The sequence below is a fragment of the Methanococcus maripaludis C5 genome (assembly GCF_000016125.1).
Classification (GTDB): Archaea; AGJL01; Methanococci; order Methanococcales; family Methanococcaceae; genus Methanococcus; species Methanococcus maripaludis_D.
In genome coordinates, this window is record NC_009135.1 from 1,248,047 (window position 1) to 1,271,978 (window position 23,932).

Below are 23,932 nucleotides of genomic sequence, written 5' to 3' on the forward strand. Positions count from 1 at the left end.
TTTCGAATAGCAATTAATATATGCCCTTGAATTCAAAGGTAATACGGAAAGGAAATAATATCTTTCGGTGATATAATGGTTGTAAAAATAGGTATTTTAAAATGCGGAAACATAGGAATGTCCCCTGTAGTTGATCTTTGTTTGGATGAAAGAGCAGACAGAAACGACATTGACGTTAGAGTTTTAGGTAGCGGAGCTAAAATGAACCCTGACCAAGTAGAAGAAGTTGCTAAAAAAATGGTTGAAGAAGTAAAACCAGACTTCATTGTATACATTGGTCCAAACCCTGCTGCACCAGGTCCAAAAAAAGCTAGAGAAATCTTAAGCGCTGGCGGAATCCCTGCAGTTATCATTGGTGACGCACCAGGTATCAAAGACAAAGATGCTATGGCAGAAGAAGGACTCGGATACGTTTTAATCAAATGCGACCCTATGATCGGTGCTAGAAGACAGTTCTTAGACCCTGTTGAAATGGCAATGTTCAATGCTGATGTAATCAGAGTTTTAGCTGGAACCGGTGCTTTAAGAGTTGTACAAAACGCTATTGATGATATGGTATTTGCAGTTGAAGAAGGAAAAGAAATACCATTACCAAAAATCGTAATCACCGAACAAAAAGCAGTTGAAGCAATGGACTTTGCAAACCCATACGCAAAAGCAAAAGCTATGGCTGCATTTGTAATGGCTGAAAAAGTAGCTGACATCGATGTTAAAGGATGCTTCATGACCAAAGAAATGGAAAAATACATCCCAATCGTTGCATCTGCACACGAAACAATAAGATACGCTGCAAAATTAGTTGACGAAGCTAGAGAATTAGAAAAAGCAACTGACGCTGTTTCAAGAAAACCTCACGCAGGCGCTGGACAAATCTTAAACAAATGTAAATTAATGGAAAAACCAGAATAAATTTACATTAAATTAAATAATATTTTACCAAACCATTTCTCTTTTTTTGATTTTTAAAAAAATTTATTTTAAAAAGAATAGTTATTTTTCGTTATAAAATTTTGGAAGGCTCCATTTGCAGAGCATTGCAACAATTCTGATCATTAAAACGACGATACTACAAATAACTGCACTTGCTTCGAAGCTTAAGTTTGATAAAATTGCCAGATAAAATGCAATTGCACCAATTATGGAACAGCTTGCGTAAAAGTCCTCAGTTAATGCTGAAGGGGTTTTTTGTAACAATATATCACTTATTATTCCACCGCCGACTCCAGTTAACGTTGCAAGTATGATTATTCCAAAAAATGATACTTCAAAGTTATATGCAATCATTGCACCGGTTGTAGTAAATGCAGAAAGTCCGATTGCATCAGGAATTTGGATTACATATTTGTTACTTACATCATCTTTAAAAATTTTAAAAATTATTATTGCACTCCAAACTCCGATTAATGCAACCCCCATATCATTGGGAGATCTTAATGCATATGGAATTGTATTTACGAGTAAATCCCTTGTAATTCCTCCACCAAGTGCAGTCATTATTCCAAGAACTATTATTCCAAGTAAATCTAAGCCTTTTTTAATTCCTTTTAATGCACCAACTACTGCAAATGCCAAAAGACCAACTATATTCATTATAAAAAATATGTTTTCTGTAATCATGTTTTTTCCAAATCGTTTATTTAAGTAATTACTCTCAGAACACAACCATTATATATTTTTAATGCATAAGTTTTGACAAAGATATTGATCGTTTTCACGCATATATAAATGGGGTAATAATTATGAATAACAGGATTTTGGCAATAATCCCTGCATATAATGAAGAAAAATCCATAAAACTAGTTATTGAAAATATAAAAGATACTGTTTCTGGAATTCTTGTAATAGATGATGGAAGTGATGATGATACCACAAAATATGCTAAAGAAAGTGGTGTTGAAGTCATAACTTTTGAACATAACCGCGGTAAAGGCGCTGCAGTAAGGGCGGGATATACATATTTCGCCAAGTCAGATTATGACATAGCAATAATTATCGATGGAGATGGGCAGTATACAAAAGACGTAATTGAACCAGTATGTGGCCCATTAATTAATAATAAAGCAGACCTAGTGGTAGGATCTAGATTTTTAGGAGAATATTATAAAAAAGTGCCCACAGGTAGAAAAATAAGAACATTTTGCAATAATATTGCAACAGAAACTACAAGATTTATGTCTGGCTTACCGACAACGGATGCACAGAGTGGATTAGTAGCATTGAATAAAAAAAGTATTGACAAATTAAATTTAAAAGCTGAAAGATGGGGAATCCATCAAGAAATAATTATACAGGCTGGAAAAAAGGGTTTGAGATATACGGAAGTTCCGACATCTGTAAAAAATCGGATACATGGAGTTTCGAGAATTAAAGTTATAAAATACCCATTCACTGCATTTCCCGTAATGTTAAAAGCATGGATGAGACACTAAATCAATGGTGACGTTATGAAAATAGCATTAATAACTGGAATAACTGGTCAAGATGGATATTTTTTAACAAAATTACTTTTGGAAAAAAATTACGAAATACATGGGATTGTCAGAAGAAACAGCCAAAATTCATTGGGAAATCTTGATTATTTAACCAATAGTGAAAAAGAAAAACTAAACATTCATTGGGGAGATATTACCGACAATTTGTTTATGGATTCAATAATTAAAAAAATCAAACCTGATGAAGTTTACCACCTTGCAGCTCAAAGTTTTGTAGGATTTAGTTTTGAAAATCCAAAATTTACATATGATGTAAATATTGGTGGAACGTTGAATGTAGTAAATGCCGTTAAGGAATATTCTTCCGATTCAAAAGTATATTTCGCTGCGACGTCTGAACTTTTTGGAAAAGTTCAAGAAATTCCTCAGAAAGAAACTACTTCATTTTACCCGCGAAGTCCATACGGAGTTTCGAAATTAGCAGGCTTTTGGACCATTAAAAACTACAGGGAAAGTTACGACCTATTCATGAGCAATGGAATATTATTCAACCATGAAAGTGAAATGAGGGGCCCTGAATTTGTAACTAGGAAAATAACGCTAAGCGTTGCAAAAATTTCAAAAGGTATTCAAGAATGCTTGGAATTAGGTAATTTGGATGCAAAACGAGATTGGGGATATGCAAAAGACTACGTTGAAGGAATGTGGAAAATACTCCAACATGATGAAGCTGATGACTTCGTACTTTCGACAAACGAGACTTACACAGTTAGGAATTTTGTAGAACTTGCATTTAAATTTGCGGGCATCAATATTATGTGGGAAGGATGCGGAATTAATGAAGTTGGAAAAGATTCAAAATCTGGTAAAATATTGGTAAAAGTAAATCCCGCATTTTTCAGACCTGCAGAAGTTGAACTCTTGATTGGGGATCATTCGAAAGCTAAATCAATCTTAGGATGGGAACCTAAAACTAAATTTGAAGAATTAGTTGAAATAATGGTTAAAAAAGACTTAGAAAGGATTAATTAAATTTAATTAATAAAATATATGCCTCATAATATATATCGGGTAGAATGATGAAAATTTTATTTATTTGTGGCGCAAAAGCCACCTATACTAGAAATTCTGTTATTTATAAAGGTTTAAAAGAAAACAATGTTGAAATCATAGATTGCACAAGCATAAAAAGTACATATGCTAAAAGATATATAGAAGTGGCCTTAAAATTCCTAACAAATATGAATAAAAAATATGATGTGGTATTTGTTGGATTTTTGGGGCAGCCTTTAGTTCCAATTATTAAAATATTAACAAAAAAGCCTATTTTTTTTGATGCTTTTATTTCTATTTACGATACTCTTTGTGACGATCGAAAAATTTTCAAACCCTCATCATTTTGTGGACAAGTATCATATTTTTTTGATAAGATCTCATGTAAAATTTCAGATGTGGTATTTTTAGATACAAAATCACATGTTGACTACTTTTTAAATACTTTCAATCTTCAAAACTCAAATTTTGAAAGAATTTTTGTGGGGGCAGATGATGAAATATTTTATCCCCGAAATACATTGAATAAAAATAATGATGAATTTACAGTATTTTACTATGGAACATTTCTACCCCTACAGGGTATCGATATTATACTCCATTCTGCAAAAATTTTAGAAAATTATTCTGATATTAAATTTAAAATTGTGGGCATAGGCCTAGAACATTCGAAAATAATAAAACTTGCAAAAGAATTAAATCTAAAAAATATTGAATTTATTGATTGGATAGAGTATGAAAAATTACCTCTAGAAATTGCAAATTCGGATGTTTGTTTGGGGGGGCATTTTGGAACTGTTGCAAAAGGTCAACGTGTAATTTCAGGAAAAACGTTCCAGTTTTTATCTATGAATAGAGCCGTTATTGTGGGAAATAACCTCGCAAATTCGGAACTATTGGTTGATAAAAAAAATGCACTCTTTGTAGATCCCAATGATCCAAAAGACCTAGCAAATAATATATTATTATTAAGAAATAATCCAGAAATAAAAGAAAATATCGCAAAGCAGGGCTACCTGACATTTAAAGAACATTGTACGCCTAAAAAGATTGGCAAAGATTTAAAAAATATTATTGAAAAAAAATTGGGAAAATTATGAAAATATTAGATGTTGCACCATGGGGAATATATCCTCCAAAATACGGGGGGCCAAACCGGATAAATAATATAAACTTAGAACTGGCAAAGTTGGGACATGAAATACTACTGTTTTCCCAAGGTTTAGGAAATAATGAAAAAAATATTAAAAATTTCAGATCTTGGACAACAAAGATTGATAAAAATTATTCAGAATTCCGATACGTGAACTTGTTGGAATTAGGTGTTAGGGCATTGATGCATTATCCCCTAAAAACCCCTCCAATATTTTCCGGATCATTTTTAAAAATATTTTCGCCAAAAATACTTTCAAAATCGATTGATAATTCAGATTTGATAATCGTGGAAAAACCGTGGCAATTTGAACATGTTTTTAAAAAGAATAATCAAGATAAACCAATAATAATTGATACTATTGATGTTGAATATTTTAGAGTTCAAAGTATTTTAAAAAATAAACCATTTTCCAAAAATATACTGGATATTGTAAAAGATAAAGAACAGTTTGCTGTTGAAAATTCGGACGCAGTACTCGCTGTTTCAGAAGAGGATGTAAAAAAATTTTCGGAATATTATGGCATTTCAAAATCTAAACTTCATGTTGCCCCAAATGGAGTAAATACTAAAAAAATAAAACCTACTGATTACGACGAAAAGGAAAATTTAAAGTCAAAATATGGTTTCAAAAACAAAACAATTGTTTTATTTACTGGTTCGGAATATTATCCCAATATTGAAGCTGTTAGTCATATCATAAACTTTTCTAAATCTTTAAAAAATGAAAATATATTAATTTTAATCGTTGGTTCTTGCGGTAACCAATTTTCACACAAAAAATACAACAATATAATATTTACAGGAATCGTTGATAAAATTGAAGATTATTTAAAAATTGCAGACATAGCACTAAATCCGATACTTTCGGGCGGAGGAAGTAATATAAAACTTTTTGAATATATGGCTGCAGGACTTCCGATAGTTACCACCTATTTTGGAGCGAGAGGATCTAATTTAAAAAATAATGTCGATGCGATCATATCAGATATAGCAGATTTTTCGAAAAATATTGAATTGATTGCAGATAATGAAGATTTTGCATTAAATATTGGAAAAAATGCTCGTAATCTTGCTGTTGAAAAATATAGTTGGGATTCAGTTGCAAAAAAAATAGATAATGTTATTAATAAATTATGTTAAATAACCAATAATACCGGGCGATACCAGATATGAAAATATTAAATCCATTTAAATTACAAAATTGGGAATATAAAAAATTTTTAATTTTGATTATGGGGCTCCAAATTTCATTTTTAGGGATCTTGGGCCTTAATTCACTAGGTACGGAAACCTCAATAGTGCGGCCACTTTTAGGATTTATATACCTGGCATTTATTCCAGGCTATATCTTACTAAGAATTTTTCAGATGCAAAATATTGAATCATTTAAATCTATTATATATGCGACAGGACTAAGCATTTTTTTTGATATGCTGATTGGACTGTTGATAAATATACTTTATCCTATTTACGGCATTACAAATGTCCCATTTTCGGAATTTTCAGTATTGCTGAGTATTTTTCTATTTACAAATATCTTACTTTGTTTATCCTCATTAATATCAAGATTTGCACCTGAAAAACCACCCTACTTGGAAATTTACGACTTAAGAATCCCATTATTGTGCAGTATTCTCCCAATTATATCATATATCGGATCATATCTTTCAAATTACTTCGAAAATAACTTATTACTTCTCTTGTTAATAATAGGGATCTTGGCAATTATCTCGAAATTATCACTTTTAAAAAATATAAAAAATGGAAATGAAATTCTCCTTTTTTCGATTGCATTATCACTTTTAATGATGACCAGCCTTTCAGGGGGCGAATATATAAGGATTTACGATGGGGAAGGGATAGTCCCCAATGTAGTAATAGAAAAAGAACTTTTTGATTTTGATCATAATAATAACTGTTATTCAGTACTTGGAAATGGAATACTTACACCCATGTTAATAAACTTTTTATCTGTAGACATTGTAGTGATATATAAATATTTCTTCATATTTTTATTGTCCCTAATTCCTGTTTCGATATATTATATGATAAAATCTCTAGAAATTTTTAAAAATAGCCGTGAAATATTTTTTTCTGCATTTTTATTCATGACTTTATCCCCCTTCTTAAACACTATGCCTTTTTTAAAAAAACAGGGGCTTGCAATGTTTTTTTTGGCTTTGTTTTTCTTAACATTTTTTGAGAATAAAATTTTAATAAAAAATAAGATAATTCTAACATGTATTTTTTTAATATCAATTATCTGGAGTCACTATGGAGTAGCTGCATTAACTTTGGGAATTATATTAATTTCAACATTGCCTATTCTGATTATTGGATTAATTTATAAAGATAATAATCCCAAATTATTATTAAAATTACTTATAATCTATTTAGTAATCTTCTTTACATGGTATCCTAACGTATCCCAAGGTTCTTTGATTAAATCTTTATTTGATATCAGTTCGGGAATATATTTGACCATTACTGAATCTTTAAATATAGAAAATTCAAGAGGATATACAACTTTAACAACATTTAGTTCCCCCTTATATGCATTATTCAAATTATTGAACATTTCAATATTGTTATTAACATTTGTAGGATACTTTTGGGCACTTTTTGATTTTATTAAAGAAACCAGTAAAAAATTCAATAAAAAATTTTTACAGTATTTGGTATTTTCTTCAAATTATTTATTCATCCTGATGGCCACCATGATCCCAGGATTTGCAATAATGAACGTTTCGAGACTAACTGCAATGGCATATATATTGTTAGCCCCATATCTGATTTATTTGTCTACCAAAATCAGTAATATAAAAATATTTAAAAACAGGCCCCATATTGGAAAAAATATATTTTTCACGATTTTATCAATTAATCTATTAATTTCTTCAGGATTTATTGGAGAAATAGTAAAACAAGAACCTCTGCAAGTATCGTTGAGTAAAGAAACAATTAAAAATTCTAATTCGATCAGCACCTTGGGTAAATATTACTATTCCATAACACATCCACAGGACGTTTTCGGAACCAAATGGATTGCAAAACATAGGACCAAAGGTAACGATATTCACCTAACATTGGGATTTTTAGATACCCTCGGTGTATTCCAACCATACGCCAATATAGAATGGAATTCATTAACCCCGATTAAAAAAGGGAATTACATAGATTTAGATGGATATTTATTTTTATATTCTGCAAACACAAAATCGAATGTTGGTGTCGATAGAGACATTTATGGGAATACCGTAATATGGTATAATTCCTCAGGTTTAAAAGACGTTGTTATGGAAAATAATAAAATTTATGACAATTCGGGCAGTCAAATTTATTTGAATTAAATTTTAAGGCCATCATAAATGCCTTTAAAATAGTATTTAATTAAACCCAGTTCATTCCTCATACCCAATCTAAATAACCGCCCAAATAATCTAAATGTAAGTAAATATATTAAACAATATATCTTTGAACCATGATTTTTTTTGACAAAATATAAATTATTCCTAGTAATCATATATATTAAAAAAGGAGAATACTCCCCAGAACTGGCAGAAACTTTATGTCTTACCTTAGATTTACATGCACACAATAATTTATAGCCCAACTTTTTACATCTAGCAGATAAATCCGCATCTTCAAAATAACAAAAATAATCTTTGTCAAAACCTTTTAATTTATGCAATATATCTTTTTTAATTAACAAAGAACATCCTGTAATAAATCCACATTCTAAATTATCCCCTAACCCGCCAATATCTTCTTTTCTAAACTTATTATGCCATACAAATCCAGTTTTCAAATTCATTCCGCCTCCACCGAGTGCCCATATAACATTATCCTTGCCTTCGTAATCATAATAATATATTTTACTGCCCACCATACCAACATTGGTACTTTTTGCAGTTTTTACCATTTCTGTTAAGAAATCTTTATCTACAACTGTATCATTGTTTAAAAATAAGACATATTCTGAATTTAAATTATTTATTACGAAATCAATCCCTACATTATTACCCCCTGCAAATCCATAATTTTCATTATTTTTGATGAGGATTAGTTTTTTATTTGAAAGTTGTTTCATAAACTCCTCTTTTTTCTGGAAATTATTTTTTAGGGCATCTTTTTCTGAAATTTCCCAGATTTCTATTGGATTAGTTTGTTGGACATTTTTGAAAAATTTAGAATGTACCTCAATTTCCCCTCCGCAGTACTCTTTTATTTTTTCTATTGATTCGTCTTCTGAACCATTATCTATTAAAACCACATTATAATCAGGATATTCTATTCTGTAAAGGGAATCCAAACACTCTAGGGTATCTTCCCATCCATTCCAATTAAGAATTATTATCGATACTTGAGAATTCATTTTTTCGCCACTAACATCTTTTTAAATATATCTATATCAGTATTGTCAAAAACCCGGAATATGATGCCAAATGCATAACATAACATAAATGCGAACAAAGCCAATCCAGATATCTGAAATTTATTAATTGCCAACACATATGCAAACACTGAAAATATTGTTATATATATTAGATTCAAAAACCAGCCATAATCTTTTATTTTTTCATTTAGATGATTTTTCAGATATAAAAACATTGCTAAAAATCCCAAAAATTCTGTCATTAACGTCGTCATGCTTGCTCCGACGTATCCGTATGTAGGTATTATCATAAAGTTCAATACTATATTTAAAATTGCACTAAATGCAGTTATTTTTGTATAAATTAGAGGTTTATTTATTGAATTTAATGTGTATAACGTTGAATGGGCTAAAAAAGAAAATGCAGTTGCCCAAATGAGTATTTTTAATGCTATTGCTGAACCCATAAATTCATTGCCGTAAATTAAGGAAATAATATTTTCTGAAAATAAAGTAGTCAAACTACCCATAAAAACACCCAATATTGCAAAATACTTTAACGAACGCCCATAAATAAGTTTTACAGCACCAGAATCCCTATATTTTTTTGACAATATTGGATACATTGTTGAAAAATAAACTGAAGGAATAAACAACAGCACATAAACAAGTCGGTATGCAGCACTATATAATCCAACAGAAGATTCGTCGATAAAATAAGAAATCATTATAGAATCCATCCAAAAATAAATCGTAACAAATATCCCACTAAGTGCAAAAGGCCATGCGTTTTTTAAAAAGTCTTTCCAAAATGAAAAATCGGCAAAAAAATTAATTTTTGTAAAATTTAAATTAGTTATTACCATATTGTATATGAAAACAAAAATGTTTGAAAATAGGTAGGCATATGCGAAATAATACATCGGTGCATTACAATATACTCCAACCATTGTGGATAGGAATATTAAAAAACTATTTATTAATCCACCAACTCCAAAATATGCCATTTTTTCGTGTGCTTGGTATATTGAATAAAAAATATTATTATACGCCGAAAAAATAGTGTAAATAAATAATATGTATATGACATAGGTTGTTTCTTTAGGATACCCCATTATATTTGTCATACCTAATATTAATAAAAAGGTAAAAATTGATAAAATAAGTTTGATGGCGATGCTATTTCCCAAATATTTTTCAGTTAAAGATGTATCTCTTGCAACTTCACGGATCGTTAAAGAATATGTACCCATATCTAAAAAAACACTAAACATTCCGGTAAGAGCTAAAGCAAAAGATATAATCCCAAAACTTTCGGTGCCCAGATATCGAGCCATATATATCGTGTATAAAAATCCAAATGTCTTTGAGATAACATTTGAAAAAAATAGTATTTTTGTATTTCTAAATATTCTTTTTACAAGCGTCATTTTATCAGTTTAATATTGGTAGTCTCAACTGCAGATTATACTATAATCTCCAATAGTTAAATTTACCATTTACTTCTTTTTTATCGAATACTCCCTTTATATCAATAAATACCGGATTATCTATTCCCCCAGTATAAAATTCATTCATTTTATCGATATTTATTTTCAAATATTCTTTGTGAGGCACTGCAAAAATTATGGCATCCACATTAGTTACGTCATCCAAATTAGTCAATTCTATTGAATACTCCCTTTTTGCTTCTTCAAAATCTGCTAAAGGATCCACAACCAAAATTTCTAATCCATATTCGTTTAATTCGTGGATTAAATCTGCAACTTTGCTATTTCTCAGATCTGGAACATTTTCTTTAAACGTTAAACCCAAAACCAGAACTTTTGCACCTTTTATTCTAACGCCTGATTCTATCATTTTTTTAACAGTTTTTTCTGCAATAAATTTACTCATTCTATCGTTAATTCGCCTTCCCGAAAGTATCAATTGCGAGGTGTGACCCACTTCTTCAGATTTATATGTTAGATAATAGGGATCTACACCGATACAGTGGCCGCCAACAAGTCCCGGTTGGAAGTTTAAAAAATTCCATTTTGTTCCTGCGGCCTCTAGAACCTCTTTCGTATCGATCCCCATTTTATCAAATATCATTGAAAGTTCGTTTACAAAAGCAATATTTACATCTCTTTGAGCATTTTCAATTACTTTTGCAGCTTCTGCAACTTTTATCGATGTTGCCCGATGTACTCCTGCATCGATAATACTTCTATAAACATCTGCAACTACGTTCAAACAGTCTTCATCCTGGCCTGCAACAATTTTTACTATGGTTTCCAAAGTATTTTTTCGATCCCCCGGATTTATCCTTTCAGGAGAATAACCAACTTTAAAATCACGTCCACATATCAATCCAGATTCTTTTTCAAGTATCGGTACACATATCTCTTCAGTAACTCCAGGATAAACCGTTGATTCATAAACTACAATAGAACCTTTTGTAAGATTCCTACCCAAAATCGTGCTTGCGCCCTCGATAGGGGTCAAGTTTGGAATATTATTTTTACCCACAGGAGTTGGAACTGCCACAATATGGAATTTAGCATCTTTCAAATCAGACTCATTTGACGTGAATTTTATATTTTTTAAATTAGATAGTTTCTCATTTCCCACTTCATTTGTAAGATCTATTCCTTCCAAATATTTCTTTATTTTTTCAGAATTAACATCAAAACCTATTACATTAATTCCTTTTTCAGCAAATGCCACTGCTAGGGGAAGCCCCACATATCCAAGGCCAGTTATTGAGATTTTTTTTTGATTTGACAATAATTCTTGAATCATTGTACACCCCTTAAATTGCTAATTAAACTAGTATCTTTAGGACGTTTTGCAACCCAATTAAGTTCAGAACTTTTAACTGGACTTATTAATTTACTATTTAAATTATAATCTTCTGAAATTTTTAATGCAAATTCATATCTACTTAATTTTTCAGATCCTCCAAAATGGAGTATACCCGATAAATCGTTTTGCTGAATTTTTATCATAATCTCTGATAAATTGTTCAAATTTGTTGAGGTATTGTACTGGTCTGTAATAACATTTATTGGTTTTTCATATTTTAAATTTTCTAAAACCCATGTGAAAAAGTTTAATTTTACTGGACTAAATCCATAAGGAGTAGATATTCTAACTATTGACTTATTTTCATAGTCCATTTCATTTAAAATCCGTTCTCCCTCAGCTTTTGTAAATCCGTAGTAGTTTATCGGATTTATGACATCTGTTTCAACATAATTTCCATCCTCACCATCAAAAACGTAGTCTGTTGAAATATGGCATAATGTTGAACCGGTACTTTTACATGCTTTTCCGATATATCCTACGGAAATTGCATTGGCCTTATAAGCTAATTCCTTTTCTTTTTCGCAAAAATCCACATTGGTCATTGCAGCAGTATTTATCACAAAATCTGGATTTATATCCTGTATTACTTTCTGAACTTTTTGTTCATTTGTAACATCCACTAGGCGTTTATCTAAAACCCCCTTGAAAAATCCGCTTTCACTTCTTGAAGCTATTGAAATTTTATACTCTCCTGTTTCAAAATATTTCTTAACAATTTCATAGCCAACCATTCCAAGACCGATTACTAGAACTTTTTCCAAAATAACACCTAATATCTACCTAAATACCAATTTATCGTGAATTTTAATGCTTTTTCGAACCCCCATTTTGGAGTCCAACCTAAATCTCTCATTTTAGTAGAGTCTAATGCATACCTTCGATCATGCCCTGGCCTATCAGTTACAAATTCAATCAAACTTTCAGGTTTATCTAATTCGTTTAATATAAATTTCACAATTTCCAAATTCGTTTTTTCGTAGCCTGAACCAATATTATAAACTTCACCATAATTTCCTTTATTGAATACAGTATCTATTCCCGTGCAGTGATCTTCAACATATATCCAATCACGAACATTTAATCCGTCGCCATATATTGGCAATTTTTCATTCCGGATTGCTTTTTTAATTAATACAGGAATTAATTTTTCAGGATATTGGTATGGGCCAAAATTATTTCCGCAATGTGTTATAAATGTGTTTAATCCATAGGTCTTATGGTACGCATTTACGAGAAGATCACTTCCTGCTTTTGTTGCGGAATATGGTGAAGATGGGTCTAATCTATCCTCTTCTTTGAAAAATCCGTTTTCAGTTGAACCATATACCTCATCTGTTGAAACGTGCAAGAATTTATCAATTCCAAATTTTCTAGCATATTCTAACAAAGTATATGTTCCAAAAATATTTGTTTTAACAAAATTTTCAGGATTTTTTATTGAATTATCAACGTGACTTTCTGCAGCAAAATGAATTATTGAATCAACATCTTTCATTGCTTTTGAAACATCTTCTTCTGAACAAATGTCTCCCTGAATAAATTCTATCTTTCCTGAAATATCGGATAAATTCTCAAGATTTCCCGCATAAGTTAATTTATCCAACACCATTATTTCATAATCATAGTTTTGAACCATGTATCTAACAAAGTTACAACCTATAAATCCTGCACCGCCAGTAACTAAAATTTTCATTAAAACACCTACTCATTAGATATTCTTTCAAGATATTTGCCGTATTCCGTTTTTAATAGTGGTTTTGCTAGTTTTAAAAGCTGTTTCTTTGAAATCCATTTGTTTTTATATGCAATTTCTTCGATACAACCAACCATTAAGCTCATCCTTTTTTCTATTGCGTGAATATAATTACTTGCATCTAAAAAGCTTTCATGAGTTCCTGCATCGAACCAAGCAATTCCTCGGGGAAACAGTTCAACATCTAATTTATTTTTATCAAGATAAACATTGTTAACATCAGTTATCTCAAGTTCGCCCCTACCTGAAGGTTTAATTGATTTTGAGATATTTATCACGTCATTATCATAATAATAAAGACCTATTACGGCATAATTCGATGGCGGATTTTCTGGCTTTTCTATAACTTTTGTGACTTTTTTATTTTTATCAAACTCTAAAACACCATATCTATGTGGATCATTTACATATTGTCCAAAAACAATTGCTCCACCATTATTTTCAATATTTTCATAAGATTTTTCCAAAATTCCCGTTAAACCACTGCCATAAACAATATTATCTCCTAAAATCAGACAAACGCTATCATCACCAATAAATTCTTCCCCAATAATAAATGCCTCTGCAAGACCTTTGGGTTCCGCCTGTCCAGCATATGAAATATTGATTCCCAATTGATCCCCGTTTCCAAATAATTTTTCATAGGCTGGTAACGCCTCGGGAGTTGAAATTATTAAAACTTCTTTAATTTTACTGAGCATTAAAACAGAAAGGGAATAATAAATCATTGGTTTATTAAATAAAGGCATTAAATGTTTATTGCCTGCATAAGTCATTGGATAAAGCCTTGTTCCTGAACCGCCAGCTAAAATAATTCCTTTCATTATTCTTCACCATACCTGAAATTTACATTTGAATCTACCAAATTTGGTAACAAAGAATCTTTTTCTGAAATTATTGGATCCACTACTGGCCAATCAATTCCAATTGTTTCATCATTCCAAAGTATTCCTGCATCGCATCCTGGAACGTATTCTTCAGTGCATTTGTAAATTATTTCTGCTTCTGAACTTAAAACACAAAAACCGTGTGCGAATCCATTTGGAATATATAACATTTTTTTGTTTTCTTCTGAAAGAATTTCCCCAACCCATTTTCCATATTTTGGAGAATTTCTTCGTAAATCAACTGCAACGTCAAAAATTTCGCCTTTTATACACCGTACAAGTTTTCCCTGCGCTTTAGGATCATTCTGAAAATGTAGGCCCCTTAAAACCCCATATTTTGATTTTGAATGATTATCTTGAACAAAATTTTCAGTTATGCCTGCATCAAAAAAGTCGCTGAATTTATACGTTTCTAGAAAAAATCCTCTTTCGTCAGGAAAAACTTTTGGTTCAATTAAAATTACTTCGGGAATTTTTAAATTTTTAAATATAAATGGCAATATTTCACCAGAAATTTTTTAGATAGATATATCGTATAACCATTTATATTGTTGACGATTAGAGTATAAAAAAAGTAAAAAATTAAATTCTACTAAATATTGCATTGATAATTATTTTAACTGCATTTAAAACGCTTTTAATGGTATCAATGAATGAATCTTTTTCTTCAGTCGTGGTTTCAGTTACCTTAACTGCATAATACCCCGATTTTGTCACGTCTAACTTTAAAGTATTATCCTCTACATTATAAGGTACATTAATCCATCCCTTTTTCGAATCATAATATATAACTTTTAAATTACCTGAAACATCAGATAATTCGATTTCTAAACTTAATGGATCGCTAAACTCTGTATTTTCAGGATATATTACATAAGAAAGCGCAGTTTCAGGGATTTGAATTTCTTCTATTTTTATATCCCCATTTGTACTTATTTCAGTACCATCATTTACAGTAAGAAGTGCATTTCCTGCGTTCAATATCATTGTACCCTGAACAATGTTTAATTCGACATTTTCTTCAGAAATGGTGCTTTCAGAACATCCTGAAGTTTCAGTTGATTCTTGTACATTTGAAACTTCTGAAGTTTCAGAGGAAATCTCTTCCGAAGGCTTTGAATATGTCAGATATAATATTTTTATATTTTTATTGTCGTATTCATCTTCTGAAACTAATTTTAATTCGTTTTTACCATTCAAAAGTTCAAAAGATCCAGTATAATGATCCCCAGCATTCTCGTAATCCAACTCATTGTTATTCAAATATATAAAAAATTCAAATTCTGAATCATCTGTTACATCAACATCGAAATCTAACGATTTTGTAGAATATTCTGAATTTGAAGGCGCAAGAACCTTTATCACAGGTGGGCTTTTATCCTCGGTGGTCGTATTTGTTGTAGTTGTATTATCCGTATTAGTTGTAGCAGACGTAACTACTGGTGCAGGCGTTGAACCGGTAATCGTTACTTCTTTTGAAACTCCGCCAATATTCAAATAAATCGTCGTACCTTCATCAATTGCATCAGTATTGTAATGATATTCAAAATCCCCATTTTCATCTGCATTAATTACTGTAGAAGCATAAATTTTAAGAATAACGGGCTTTGAATCATCCTTTATTTTACCCCCAATTTTTATATCATAAGTCCCTTCAGGAACATTTGATTTAGATACTGCTGCATTTCCCGAATAATCAGGAGTTCCACTTATGGTAACCCAAAAACCCATCTTTATACTTACATCTAAACTTTCAACATTTTCAGCAGTTACTTTGAAACCATTTGGTGTCTGAGGAATTTCTACCCCATAGAGTAAAGTTCCATAATATGGTTGACTAATTATCGGATTTATTTCAAACCAAGCACTGCAGGACACTTCCTCATTAGGATTTGATTTTCCTGACAAAATTATAGTATCCCCAACTTCAGGAGTTTCTGGTGATAAAGTAACCTCAGAAACTGCAAAACTCGGAGAAATTAATATTAAAATTGAAAAAAAAAGTAAGACCATTTTTTTAATCATTTAAAATCACCAAAAAATACTATAAAAAAAAGAAATATTTATAGATTATTAATTAAAGCGTTTCTTCAGTTTGTGCCATTGCCACAATTTTTTTAGTTGTTGTATCATAAGCGATTCCGATTAGGTATACTTCATCCCCAGTTCCGAAATCGAGGGTAAGTGTCCTGTTTACCACACTATTTGTAGTAACCGGAGTGTAACCCATTCCCATGGTACCATCTAAAAATGCTGCATCTAAAATACCTTGGACAGATGATGCAGTCATTGAAACAAGTTCTGAATCATCTATAATTTTCACAGATCCTTCATCTCCGACTATTGAAACGTCGAAGTATTTATCTGATGAAGAATTACCCAATATTTCTAATTCAAACTCATAATTATCTTTATTTATTACCATTAAACCGTATCTTACCCCATTTGATAGCGTATCATTTACGGTCATGGTCGTATAAAATTGATTGGTTGCAGGATTAAATCCAGTTACCTGAAGATCTAATTCATACATTAGGTTTTCAAATGCACTGAATCCTAAAACGGTTGCAGTCGTACCAATTGTACCATTACCTAATGTTACAATAACGATATTTTCACCATAGGTGGTTGGAGTTATTGTAAAGTCTACATCTCCAGATCCATCTGTTGTTTCTGTTGTTTTTTGAGCATTATTAAGCATTGAAATAAAGGTATCTGCATCCCCATCTAATAGGTCATTTATTGCATCCCTAAATTCCTGTCTATTGGTAATTACGTGTGCTGTAACTTCTTTACTTGCGAGTGCTGTTGAACCATAAAATGTAGCAGTTACATCGTTACCGTATGTAAGAGCACCACATTCAATAGGATATAACAAATTAAGACCGCTTCCAGTTCCCTCGTAATAGATTCTAACGTTTCCTGATGAACCTACGTATGACTTTTGAACCATATCTGTTTTTAAGGCCATATCGGGAAGCACTATGTTATCATCACCAGTTATCTCAATATTGTTTCCATCAGTTCCTGATGCAGACATATCTGCAAATTTAACTTTTTCCACACTATCGATTAAAACTATAGTGTATTTTTGTGTAGCTGTGGTTGTGGAGGAACTTGAACTTGAACTTGAACTTGAACTTGAACTGGTTGTAGTTGTAGTTGTAGTTGTAGTTGTAGTTGCTCCTTCTTCAGATGCTGATTCAGAGATACTTTCTGAAACTTTTTCATTATCACTTGAAATTGAAATTTCGGAGGTAATTTCAGTAGTTTTTGAAACAATCTCATCGATTGCACTTTCATCAATGTTTGTAACTGAAACTATTGTTCCAATTTCACCCGCAGCAAAGCTTTCTATTGCCGCAATAATTGGATTTTCAGTTTGTTCTGCACAAACGACTGATGCAGCCACTCCAATAATATCAGGATTTATTGCAGGTGCTGCAGATAACACTGTTTTAACAATAGCTTCGACAGTTCCTGTTGCAACAGTTGTAGTTTTTGAAACTTCACTTACAGTTTTTCTAATTTCACTTGGGACATTGTTTCCCATGATAACTGCATTTTCCACATTTAGCGATTCTAGAAGTTCTTTAACTTCTCCATAGCTTTCTTGTGAATAATATAAAACTGGTGCACCGAAACTTAGTGCTGAAGGTGTAATATCCTCATTAAAACCTTCTGCAATTACGATATTTTCTGCAACTTCAGGTTTCTGAGTGATAAGTTTTTTAAACAATGCCGTAGATGTTTCAACCCTAGTTTCTCCTGAAACACGTTCAACATTGGCAATTTTTGATTTTAATTGGTTTTCAACATTTTGACTAACTGCTTTAGGGCCACCAACAATTATTGCATTTTTTGCATTTTTGATGGCATTTTCAGCACCTGTAGAAAGTTGGTCTGCAGGGGTGTATACAAATTTATATCCCATCTCTTTTGCATATTGAGCAGCAATAATTGCATCTGCAGGGGTCGATACAATTACAACTATCTCATCATTCAAAGCAAAACCCGTCGGAATTGCCCCGAGAATAAGCAAAATTGGGATTAGAAAATTAATAATTTTCATGAAAGTCCCTCCTTGCAAGGTAGTTATATTGGATTAAATATAGGTATATCCATATATTACATCAAACTATAAATAATTAAGTCCAATCTACCACATCAATGTTTAACTTCAGGTTTAATATTTCGTTGTTTTGCGCATTATTTAGTTTTTCAGCGAGTGATTCCTCAGAAATTTTATCTTTAAATACCAAAACTACTATCTGGTAATTACCGGGTTCCATTATTGAAAAATTTATATTTTTTTCCCATTGGGATTCCCAATCCCCTTCGATAAATGAAGATTTTGGTTCAAGACTTTTATTAAACTCAGTTAACATATGATCATCTTTTTCAGGATTTGAAGAATTCGTTTTCAAAACCCATATCTCCCCAAAATATGTGACATTTCTACCCTCATGGTTAACAATGCCTAAGTTGAATACTCCTTCCTCGCCAACATAAATTTTAGAAGGATATTCATAAGCCATATTTTTCTCGCCCAACAAATAAATTTCAGTAAAATATTCTGATTGTTTAGGATGTCCCAAAACATACAAAAAACCCATAACCGCCATAAATAACAATAATGTTAAAAAAATTGTTGAATATTGTGTATTTTTCATATCAATACCTACATAATTAATGAATAAATTCTAAGTACAACTACTATGGAAAATAATCCGGATAAAAAATAAAACGTGATATTTAAAAGTTTTTTGTTTTTTTTTGTAATAAAAAAATGTCCTGTTTCCAAAAATAAATAAAATCCGATCAAAGATAATGACACATATAAATCAAAAGTATTCGAAAAAAGTGCAACCAATATAAACCAGCCACATATGAACATTAGCATTAAATTAATTCTTTTCATAGCATTCCCCAATTTCACTTAATAAAATCTCTATATCGTTTTTAGACTCGACTAATTCATTGAAAATTATGATTTTATTTTTTGATTTTGAAATGGCCAATATTATCGAAGATACAATTGGTAAAAGATAAAAATATTCGTCAAGATCTTTGAAGTCTCTTTTATTAAGTTTAATGCTAATTTTTCCGTTGTTAACATCTTCAAAATCTATTTTAGTCAACAAATCCATTGAATATAATACATTAGACAATAAAGAATATAACACAGACGATTCTAATTCCAAAATATCCTTACCATATGTTTCTTCATAAATTTTTAAAAGTTCATATCCAATTGGAGGAGTAATTAAAACGCCCATTTCACTAGAACTACTTTGGTTTGTTATAAAAACAATATCTTGACTATAAGCAGACAGATTAATTTTAAAATTTTTTTTTGCAGGGACAAATATCGCACCACATTTTAAATCAGAATTTGGCGGGATATATAATGGATGTCCTTTTAAATCCAGATTTAAAAAAAGTTTTCTCAGAAATTCAACATTTGATTTTGTTATTGCATTATGAATTTCTCGATCCATCATCTTTTGAGGGACCATTGATACTAAAATAATTGAAATTAAAACACATGCCATACCCAAATTTATAAAAGATATCATCGAGTTAATTAAACCATAAATTAGTACAAAAATTCCCAATATTAAAGTAGTTAATCCAGACACATTCTTCGAAATATTGATGATTTCACCAACCCATAGGATGAAAAAATGAATTCGTATAAACCAAGAATATTATTACTTATATTTATAATCTATTTTTTTTCAACAGTTAGTGCAGCAAATATAACAGATGAACAATTTGAGTCAGATGACACATACATTTACACATATTTTAATAATTTTTTGATGGATTATACAAATTCTATCGATAAAATGATTGTTGATGATATTACATATATAAACGACTCAGAATTTCTTTATGAAAAAATCAATTACATGGCTAAAGAAGTTATAACTTACGAATACAATTCGATAAATAGTCCTGCAGGGGATGTAATCGACCCGTACTACAGTTTTTCCAAGGATTTAAATGAATTAAGCATATTAAACAAAGAATTTAATGAACAACTTGAAAATAATACATTAAATAGCAAATATTCTGCAAAAATAACTGTAGTAAAGATATTATCGAAAATAGGCACAATGAGATCTACGTTAGATACAATAGACAATATCACAACACTTCAAATAGACAACCGAATTTTAACATTTGATACTTCAGAAGTTAGAAAAAGTCTTGATTATTATGAATTAAAAATATTAAAAAAAGCAGAACTTCTAGAAGACTTGAAACCTAACGAAAATTTAACGTTATTTATTTCACCAGAAGTGCCGATAATTTACGAAGATACATTAATTTATGGAACTGGTAAAAATGGAAATGCCAAAATCGTAATAATCGGTCCTGAAAACATTGTTTATAATATTACGATAAATGAGAACAATTATCTTAAAAACCATGTTTTTGAGAAACCAGGAATATACAGACTTTATGCAGTTCAAGATGGGAAACGATCTGAAGTAGTTATAGCAAACGTTTCGAAAATACCTACGCAGATTATTATGGAAGGCCACTATATGATAGATATATTTCAAAATAAAAGTATTGGAGGTACCGTTGTTGATTTTCACGAAAATCCTGTTGATTCTGGGCATATAGTATTTGAAAACGAAACTTTGGAATTAACTAACGGAATGTTCAAAAAAAATATTTATTCTGAAGTTGTATCCTCTGAAAAATATATTATTAAATTCCTAGAAACTGAAAAATATCTTCCATCTGAAAAAATTATTGAAGTAATTTTTTCCAAAAAACCAGTTGCTATTAGAATATATTCTGAAACTCCCGAAACAAAAATAAATAGCCCCATAACAATTTTTGGAGAATACTATGGACTTGATGATAGTTTAGAGCTAAAATTATGGTTAAATGGAAAATTAAACAGTACTTTTAAATCAGACTCCACTTTTGAAAAAGAACTCGTATTCGATAAATCTGGAACTTATGAGATATATGTAACATATGATGGAAATGAACAGTACAGTTTTTCGAAATCAAATACGATTAAAATAAAAGTAACTGAAAAATCAATGCCATTAATTTCGAACACTAAAAAACCATTTATTTTGTTATTTTTAGTTATCATTGGATTAATAATTGCGATTTACAAAAAAATGAAAAAAAATGAAAAAGTTGATTTGAAAGAATTATCCTCTGAAAAAGAAACCTGTCTAACTTTTGAGGATTCTGAAACCCCCTATACGGATACTTTAGAAATTCCTACTTCAAAAATAGAAACCAGCATTTCTTCAAAGTATATGGAACTATACAATAAAATAATTTCAAAATATGAAATAAGATCAAAACTTACTCCAAGAGAACTATTAAATTATATAAAAGAAAACAACTACCCCCTATACGATGAGTTAAAATTCATTACGGAAATACATGAAAAACATAATTATGAAAAATCCAAAATCGATAGAAATACTGAAAAAGGATATTATAAATCAGTCGATAATCTTTTGGAGATGCTATAATGGAAAAATATTTTAAATACCTTCTTTTGGGACTCATCGGCGTATTATTGTTATCATTGCCTGCAGGAACGCCCTCTTTGAAGGCATATAGTAAATATAGTATATTTAATACTGGTGAACATGGATGTTCAAATATCGCTATTGAGTTTAATAATGCAGGTTTCGACATCGTTCCGATATATTCAAGTTATGACGAATACGATTTTAGTGAAAATGGAGTTATTTTCATAATTGGCCCTCAAAGAGATTTTTCCAAAGAGGAAATAAATAATCTAAAAAAATTTTTAGAATCTGGAAACACAATAATTGTTGCAGATGATTTCGGAACTTCAAACAGAATACTAAATGAATTACAAATTCCAGATCGATTTTCGGGAGAACGTATAAATGACATATTTTACAGAACTGACCAGAACGTAATTGAAGTTAAAAACCCCGAAATTTATGGTGGCGGAAGTGTTGTTACATATGTTCCAAGCTACATCAGAGGGTCGGGCACCATTGGAAAAACCAGTAACATCTCCAAAAGTGACCAAAAAAAAGGTTCTTTGCCCATTATATCAGAAATAATGTATTCCGAAGGTAAAATAATATTAATAGCTGATCCAGATATATTTACAAATCAATTATCGGAATATAATTCAGAATTCATTGAAAATTTTATTTCTCGCTTAAATTATAATCAGATATATTTCGATGAAATTCATCATAATGATTTAAACTATGAACTAAACATTTTTTACGTTCAAAAAACTATACCAAAAGAATACGTCTTAATGACAATATTGGCCATTACTTTTTCATTTAGATTCTTAAATAAAGAAACTTTCAGAAAAACTATTGAAAAATTTATTCCTCAAAAGTCAACTGATGTAAATAATTATACTGATAAAACACTTACGGACGTATCAAACAAACACAAAATAAATTCAAAAGACCTAATAAGAGTAATTAACATTATAAAAGATGGTAAAAATGGAAGGAAAAGAATTTCTTAAAAAAGTCGAGAAAGAAATGGAAAAATGTATCGTTGGTAAAGAAGACATTATAAAACTTCTTTTGGTATCGCTACTTTCCCGAGGGCATGTGGTATTAGAAGGGATTCCAGGTTTAGCAAAGACTACAATTGTTAAAAATTTTGCGAAAGTTTTTGGATTAAAATTTTCGAGAGTCCAACTGACCCCCGACACCATGCCGAGCGATATTATCGGAGTTTATTATTATAGTGAAAAAACAAAAGATTTCGAGATTAAAAAAGGCCCTATTTTTACAAATATATTACTTGCAGATGAAATTAATAGAACCCCTCCAAAGACACAATCTGCGATGCTTGAATCAATGCAAGAAAATCAGGCTACTATTGAAGGAAATTCATTAAAACTTCCTGATCCATTTATATTAATGGCCACAATGAATCCTTTGGAATCTGAAGGAGTTTATGCACTTCCAGAAGCCCAGATGGATCGTTTCATGTTTAAAATAAAATTAGAATATCCGAAAAAAAATGAAGAAATAGAAATGTTAAAGAAAAAATATGAATGTTCTTTTGAAACCGTCTGCCCAGTCATATCCCATTTAGACCTAGAAAATGCTTTTGAAAAAGTAAATAATGTCCACATAACTGAGGAAATACTCCATTATATTTACGACCTTGTCCAAAAAACTCGTATCGATGAACGATTCATATATGGTGCATCCCCCAGAGCATCTGAACAGTTCTTATATGCTTCGAGAGCTGTTGCTTACTTAAATGGTAGAGATTATGTCTTACCTGATGACGTTAAAGAGATTGCAAAATACATTTTAAGACATAAAGTCAAACTAAAAATAGATTATGAATTTGAAGGAATGAATAATGAAGATATAATCGATGAGATTATCTCCAATACGGATATTATAAACTAGT

At 30.7% G+C, this 23,932-nt stretch carries 21 protein-coding genes; 9 read left to right on the forward strand and 12 right to left on the reverse strand.

Annotation, left to right across the window (positions count from 1 at the left end):
- Positions 1–75 precede the first annotated feature (75 nt).
- Positions 76–909 carry a F420-dependent methylenetetrahydromethanopterin dehydrogenase gene (locus MMARC5_RS06605; protein WP_011869052.1) on the forward strand — a complete coding sequence of 278 codons (834 nt, stop codon included), beginning with the start codon at positions 76–78 and terminating at the stop codon, positions 907–909.
- A gap of 81 nt (positions 910–990) precedes the next feature.
- Here the strand turns inward: MMARC5_RS06605 and MMARC5_RS06610 are convergent, their stop codons facing one another.
- On the reverse strand, positions 991–1,617 hold the full coding sequence (locus MMARC5_RS06610; RefSeq protein ID WP_048058508.1) for a trimeric intracellular cation channel family protein: 627 nt from the start codon (positions 1,615–1,617) through the stop codon (positions 991–993).
- Positions 1,618–1,739: 122 nt separating this feature from the next.
- On the opposite strand from MMARC5_RS06610, the gene MMARC5_RS06615 reads away from it, so the two are divergent.
- From MMARC5_RS06615 to MMARC5_RS06635, 5 genes are read left to right on the forward strand one after another with little or no spacing between them, the layout of a single operon-like run.
- Positions 1,740–2,429 carry a glycosyltransferase family 2 protein gene (locus tag MMARC5_RS06615; RefSeq protein ID WP_011869054.1) on the forward strand — a complete coding sequence of 230 codons (690 nt, stop codon included), beginning with the start codon at positions 1,740–1,742 and terminating at the stop codon, positions 2,427–2,429.
- A 15-nt stretch (positions 2,430–2,444) separates the two neighbouring features.
- Positions 2,445–3,464, forward strand: a complete 1,020-nt coding sequence (gene gmd / locus MMARC5_RS06620) for a GDP-mannose 4,6-dehydratase (protein WP_011869055.1) — start codon at positions 2,445–2,447, stop codon at positions 3,462–3,464.
- A 47-nt stretch (positions 3,465–3,511) separates the two neighbouring features.
- Positions 3,512–4,585 (forward strand): glycosyltransferase, encoded by a 1,074-nt coding sequence (locus MMARC5_RS06625; protein ID WP_011869056.1) that lies wholly within the window; start codon positions 3,512–3,514, stop codon positions 4,583–4,585.
- Complete coding sequence (locus MMARC5_RS06630; protein WP_011869057.1) at positions 4,582–5,781, forward strand: glycosyltransferase; 1,200 nt, start codon at positions 4,582–4,584, stop codon at positions 5,779–5,781. The genes MMARC5_RS06625 and MMARC5_RS06630 overlap by 4 nt, the downstream gene beginning before the upstream one ends.
- Before the next feature lie 29 nt (positions 5,782–5,810).
- Positions 5,811–7,991: a DUF2206 domain-containing protein gene (locus MMARC5_RS06635; RefSeq protein ID WP_011869058.1), complete on the forward strand. Its 2,181-nt coding sequence runs from the start codon at positions 5,811–5,813 to the stop codon at positions 7,989–7,991.
- Here the strand turns inward: MMARC5_RS06635 and MMARC5_RS06640 are convergent.
- The 11 genes from MMARC5_RS06640 to MMARC5_RS06695 form a co-directional block, all read right to left on the reverse strand.
- Positions 7,988–9,016, reverse strand: coding sequence for a glycosyltransferase family 2 protein (locus tag MMARC5_RS06640; RefSeq protein WP_011869059.1), 1,029 nt, complete (start codon positions 9,014–9,016; stop codon positions 7,988–7,990). The genes MMARC5_RS06635 and MMARC5_RS06640 overlap by 4 nt on opposite strands.
- On the reverse strand, positions 9,013–10,446 hold the full coding sequence (locus MMARC5_RS06645) for a flippase (RefSeq protein WP_011869060.1): 1,434 nt from the start codon (positions 10,444–10,446) through the stop codon (positions 9,013–9,015). The genes MMARC5_RS06640 and MMARC5_RS06645 overlap by 4 nt, the downstream gene beginning before the upstream one ends.
- A 40-nt stretch (positions 10,447–10,486) precedes the next feature.
- Positions 10,487–11,800: a nucleotide sugar dehydrogenase gene (locus tag MMARC5_RS06650; protein WP_011869061.1), complete on the reverse strand. Its 1,314-nt coding sequence runs from the start codon at positions 11,798–11,800 to the stop codon at positions 10,487–10,489.
- The gene (locus tag MMARC5_RS06655; RefSeq protein WP_011869062.1) at positions 11,797–12,627 is read right to left on the reverse strand and encodes an SDR family oxidoreductase; all 831 of its coding nucleotides are present in this window, start codon (positions 12,625–12,627) and stop codon (positions 11,797–11,799) included. Before MMARC5_RS06655 ends, MMARC5_RS06650 begins: the two co-directional genes overlap by 4 nt.
- Before the next feature lie 8 nt (positions 12,628–12,635).
- Positions 12,636–13,559 (reverse strand): dTDP-glucose 4,6-dehydratase, encoded by a 924-nt coding sequence (gene rfbB / locus MMARC5_RS06660; protein ID WP_011869063.1) that lies wholly within the window; start codon positions 13,557–13,559, stop codon positions 12,636–12,638.
- 8 nt (positions 13,560–13,567) lie between these two features.
- Positions 13,568–14,443: a glucose-1-phosphate thymidylyltransferase RfbA gene (rfbA, locus tag MMARC5_RS06665; protein ID WP_011869064.1), complete on the reverse strand. Its 876-nt coding sequence runs from the start codon at positions 14,441–14,443 to the stop codon at positions 13,568–13,570.
- Positions 14,443–15,006 carry a dTDP-4-dehydrorhamnose 3,5-epimerase gene (rfbC, locus tag MMARC5_RS06670; protein ID WP_011869065.1) on the reverse strand — a complete coding sequence of 188 codons (564 nt, stop codon included), beginning with the start codon at positions 15,004–15,006 and terminating at the stop codon, positions 14,443–14,445. Before rfbC ends, rfbA begins: the two co-directional genes overlap by 1 nt.
- A gap of 82 nt (positions 15,007–15,088) precedes the next feature.
- Positions 15,089–16,531 (reverse strand): hypothetical protein, encoded by a 1,443-nt coding sequence (locus tag MMARC5_RS06675; protein WP_011869066.1) that lies wholly within the window; start codon positions 16,529–16,531, stop codon positions 15,089–15,091.
- 52 nt (positions 16,532–16,583) lie between these two features.
- Positions 16,584–18,578, reverse strand: coding sequence for a TIGR04279 domain-containing protein (locus MMARC5_RS06680; protein ID WP_011869067.1), 1,995 nt, complete (start codon positions 18,576–18,578; stop codon positions 16,584–16,586).
- A gap of 76 nt (positions 18,579–18,654) precedes the next feature.
- Positions 18,655–19,179, reverse strand: coding sequence for a DUF1616 domain-containing protein (locus MMARC5_RS06685; RefSeq protein ID WP_011869068.1), 525 nt, complete (start codon positions 19,177–19,179; stop codon positions 18,655–18,657).
- A 234-nt stretch (positions 19,180–19,413) separates the two neighbouring features.
- A complete protein-coding gene (locus MMARC5_RS06695; protein ID WP_196793252.1) occupies positions 19,414–20,061 on the reverse strand; it encodes a hypothetical protein in 648 nt (215 codons plus the stop codon).
- A gap of 132 nt (positions 20,062–20,193) precedes the next feature.
- Here MMARC5_RS06695 and MMARC5_RS06700 point away from each other — a divergent pair, with 132 nt between their 5' ends.
- The 3 genes from MMARC5_RS06700 to MMARC5_RS06710 are packed head-to-tail and all read left to right on the forward strand — an operon-like array spanning position 20,194 to position 23,931.
- A complete protein-coding gene (locus MMARC5_RS06700; RefSeq protein ID WP_011869070.1) occupies positions 20,194–22,026 on the forward strand; it encodes a hypothetical protein in 1,833 nt (610 codons plus the stop codon).
- Positions 22,026–23,024 carry a DUF4350 domain-containing protein gene (locus tag MMARC5_RS06705; protein WP_011869071.1) on the forward strand — a complete coding sequence of 333 codons (999 nt, stop codon included), beginning with the start codon at positions 22,026–22,028 and terminating at the stop codon, positions 23,022–23,024. Before MMARC5_RS06700 ends, MMARC5_RS06705 begins: the two co-directional genes overlap by 1 nt.
- Positions 23,002–23,931 carry an AAA family ATPase gene (locus MMARC5_RS06710; protein WP_011869072.1) on the forward strand — a complete coding sequence of 310 codons (930 nt, stop codon included), beginning with the start codon at positions 23,002–23,004 and terminating at the stop codon, positions 23,929–23,931. Before MMARC5_RS06705 ends, MMARC5_RS06710 begins: the two co-directional genes overlap by 23 nt.
- Position 23,932 lies beyond the last annotated feature (1 nt).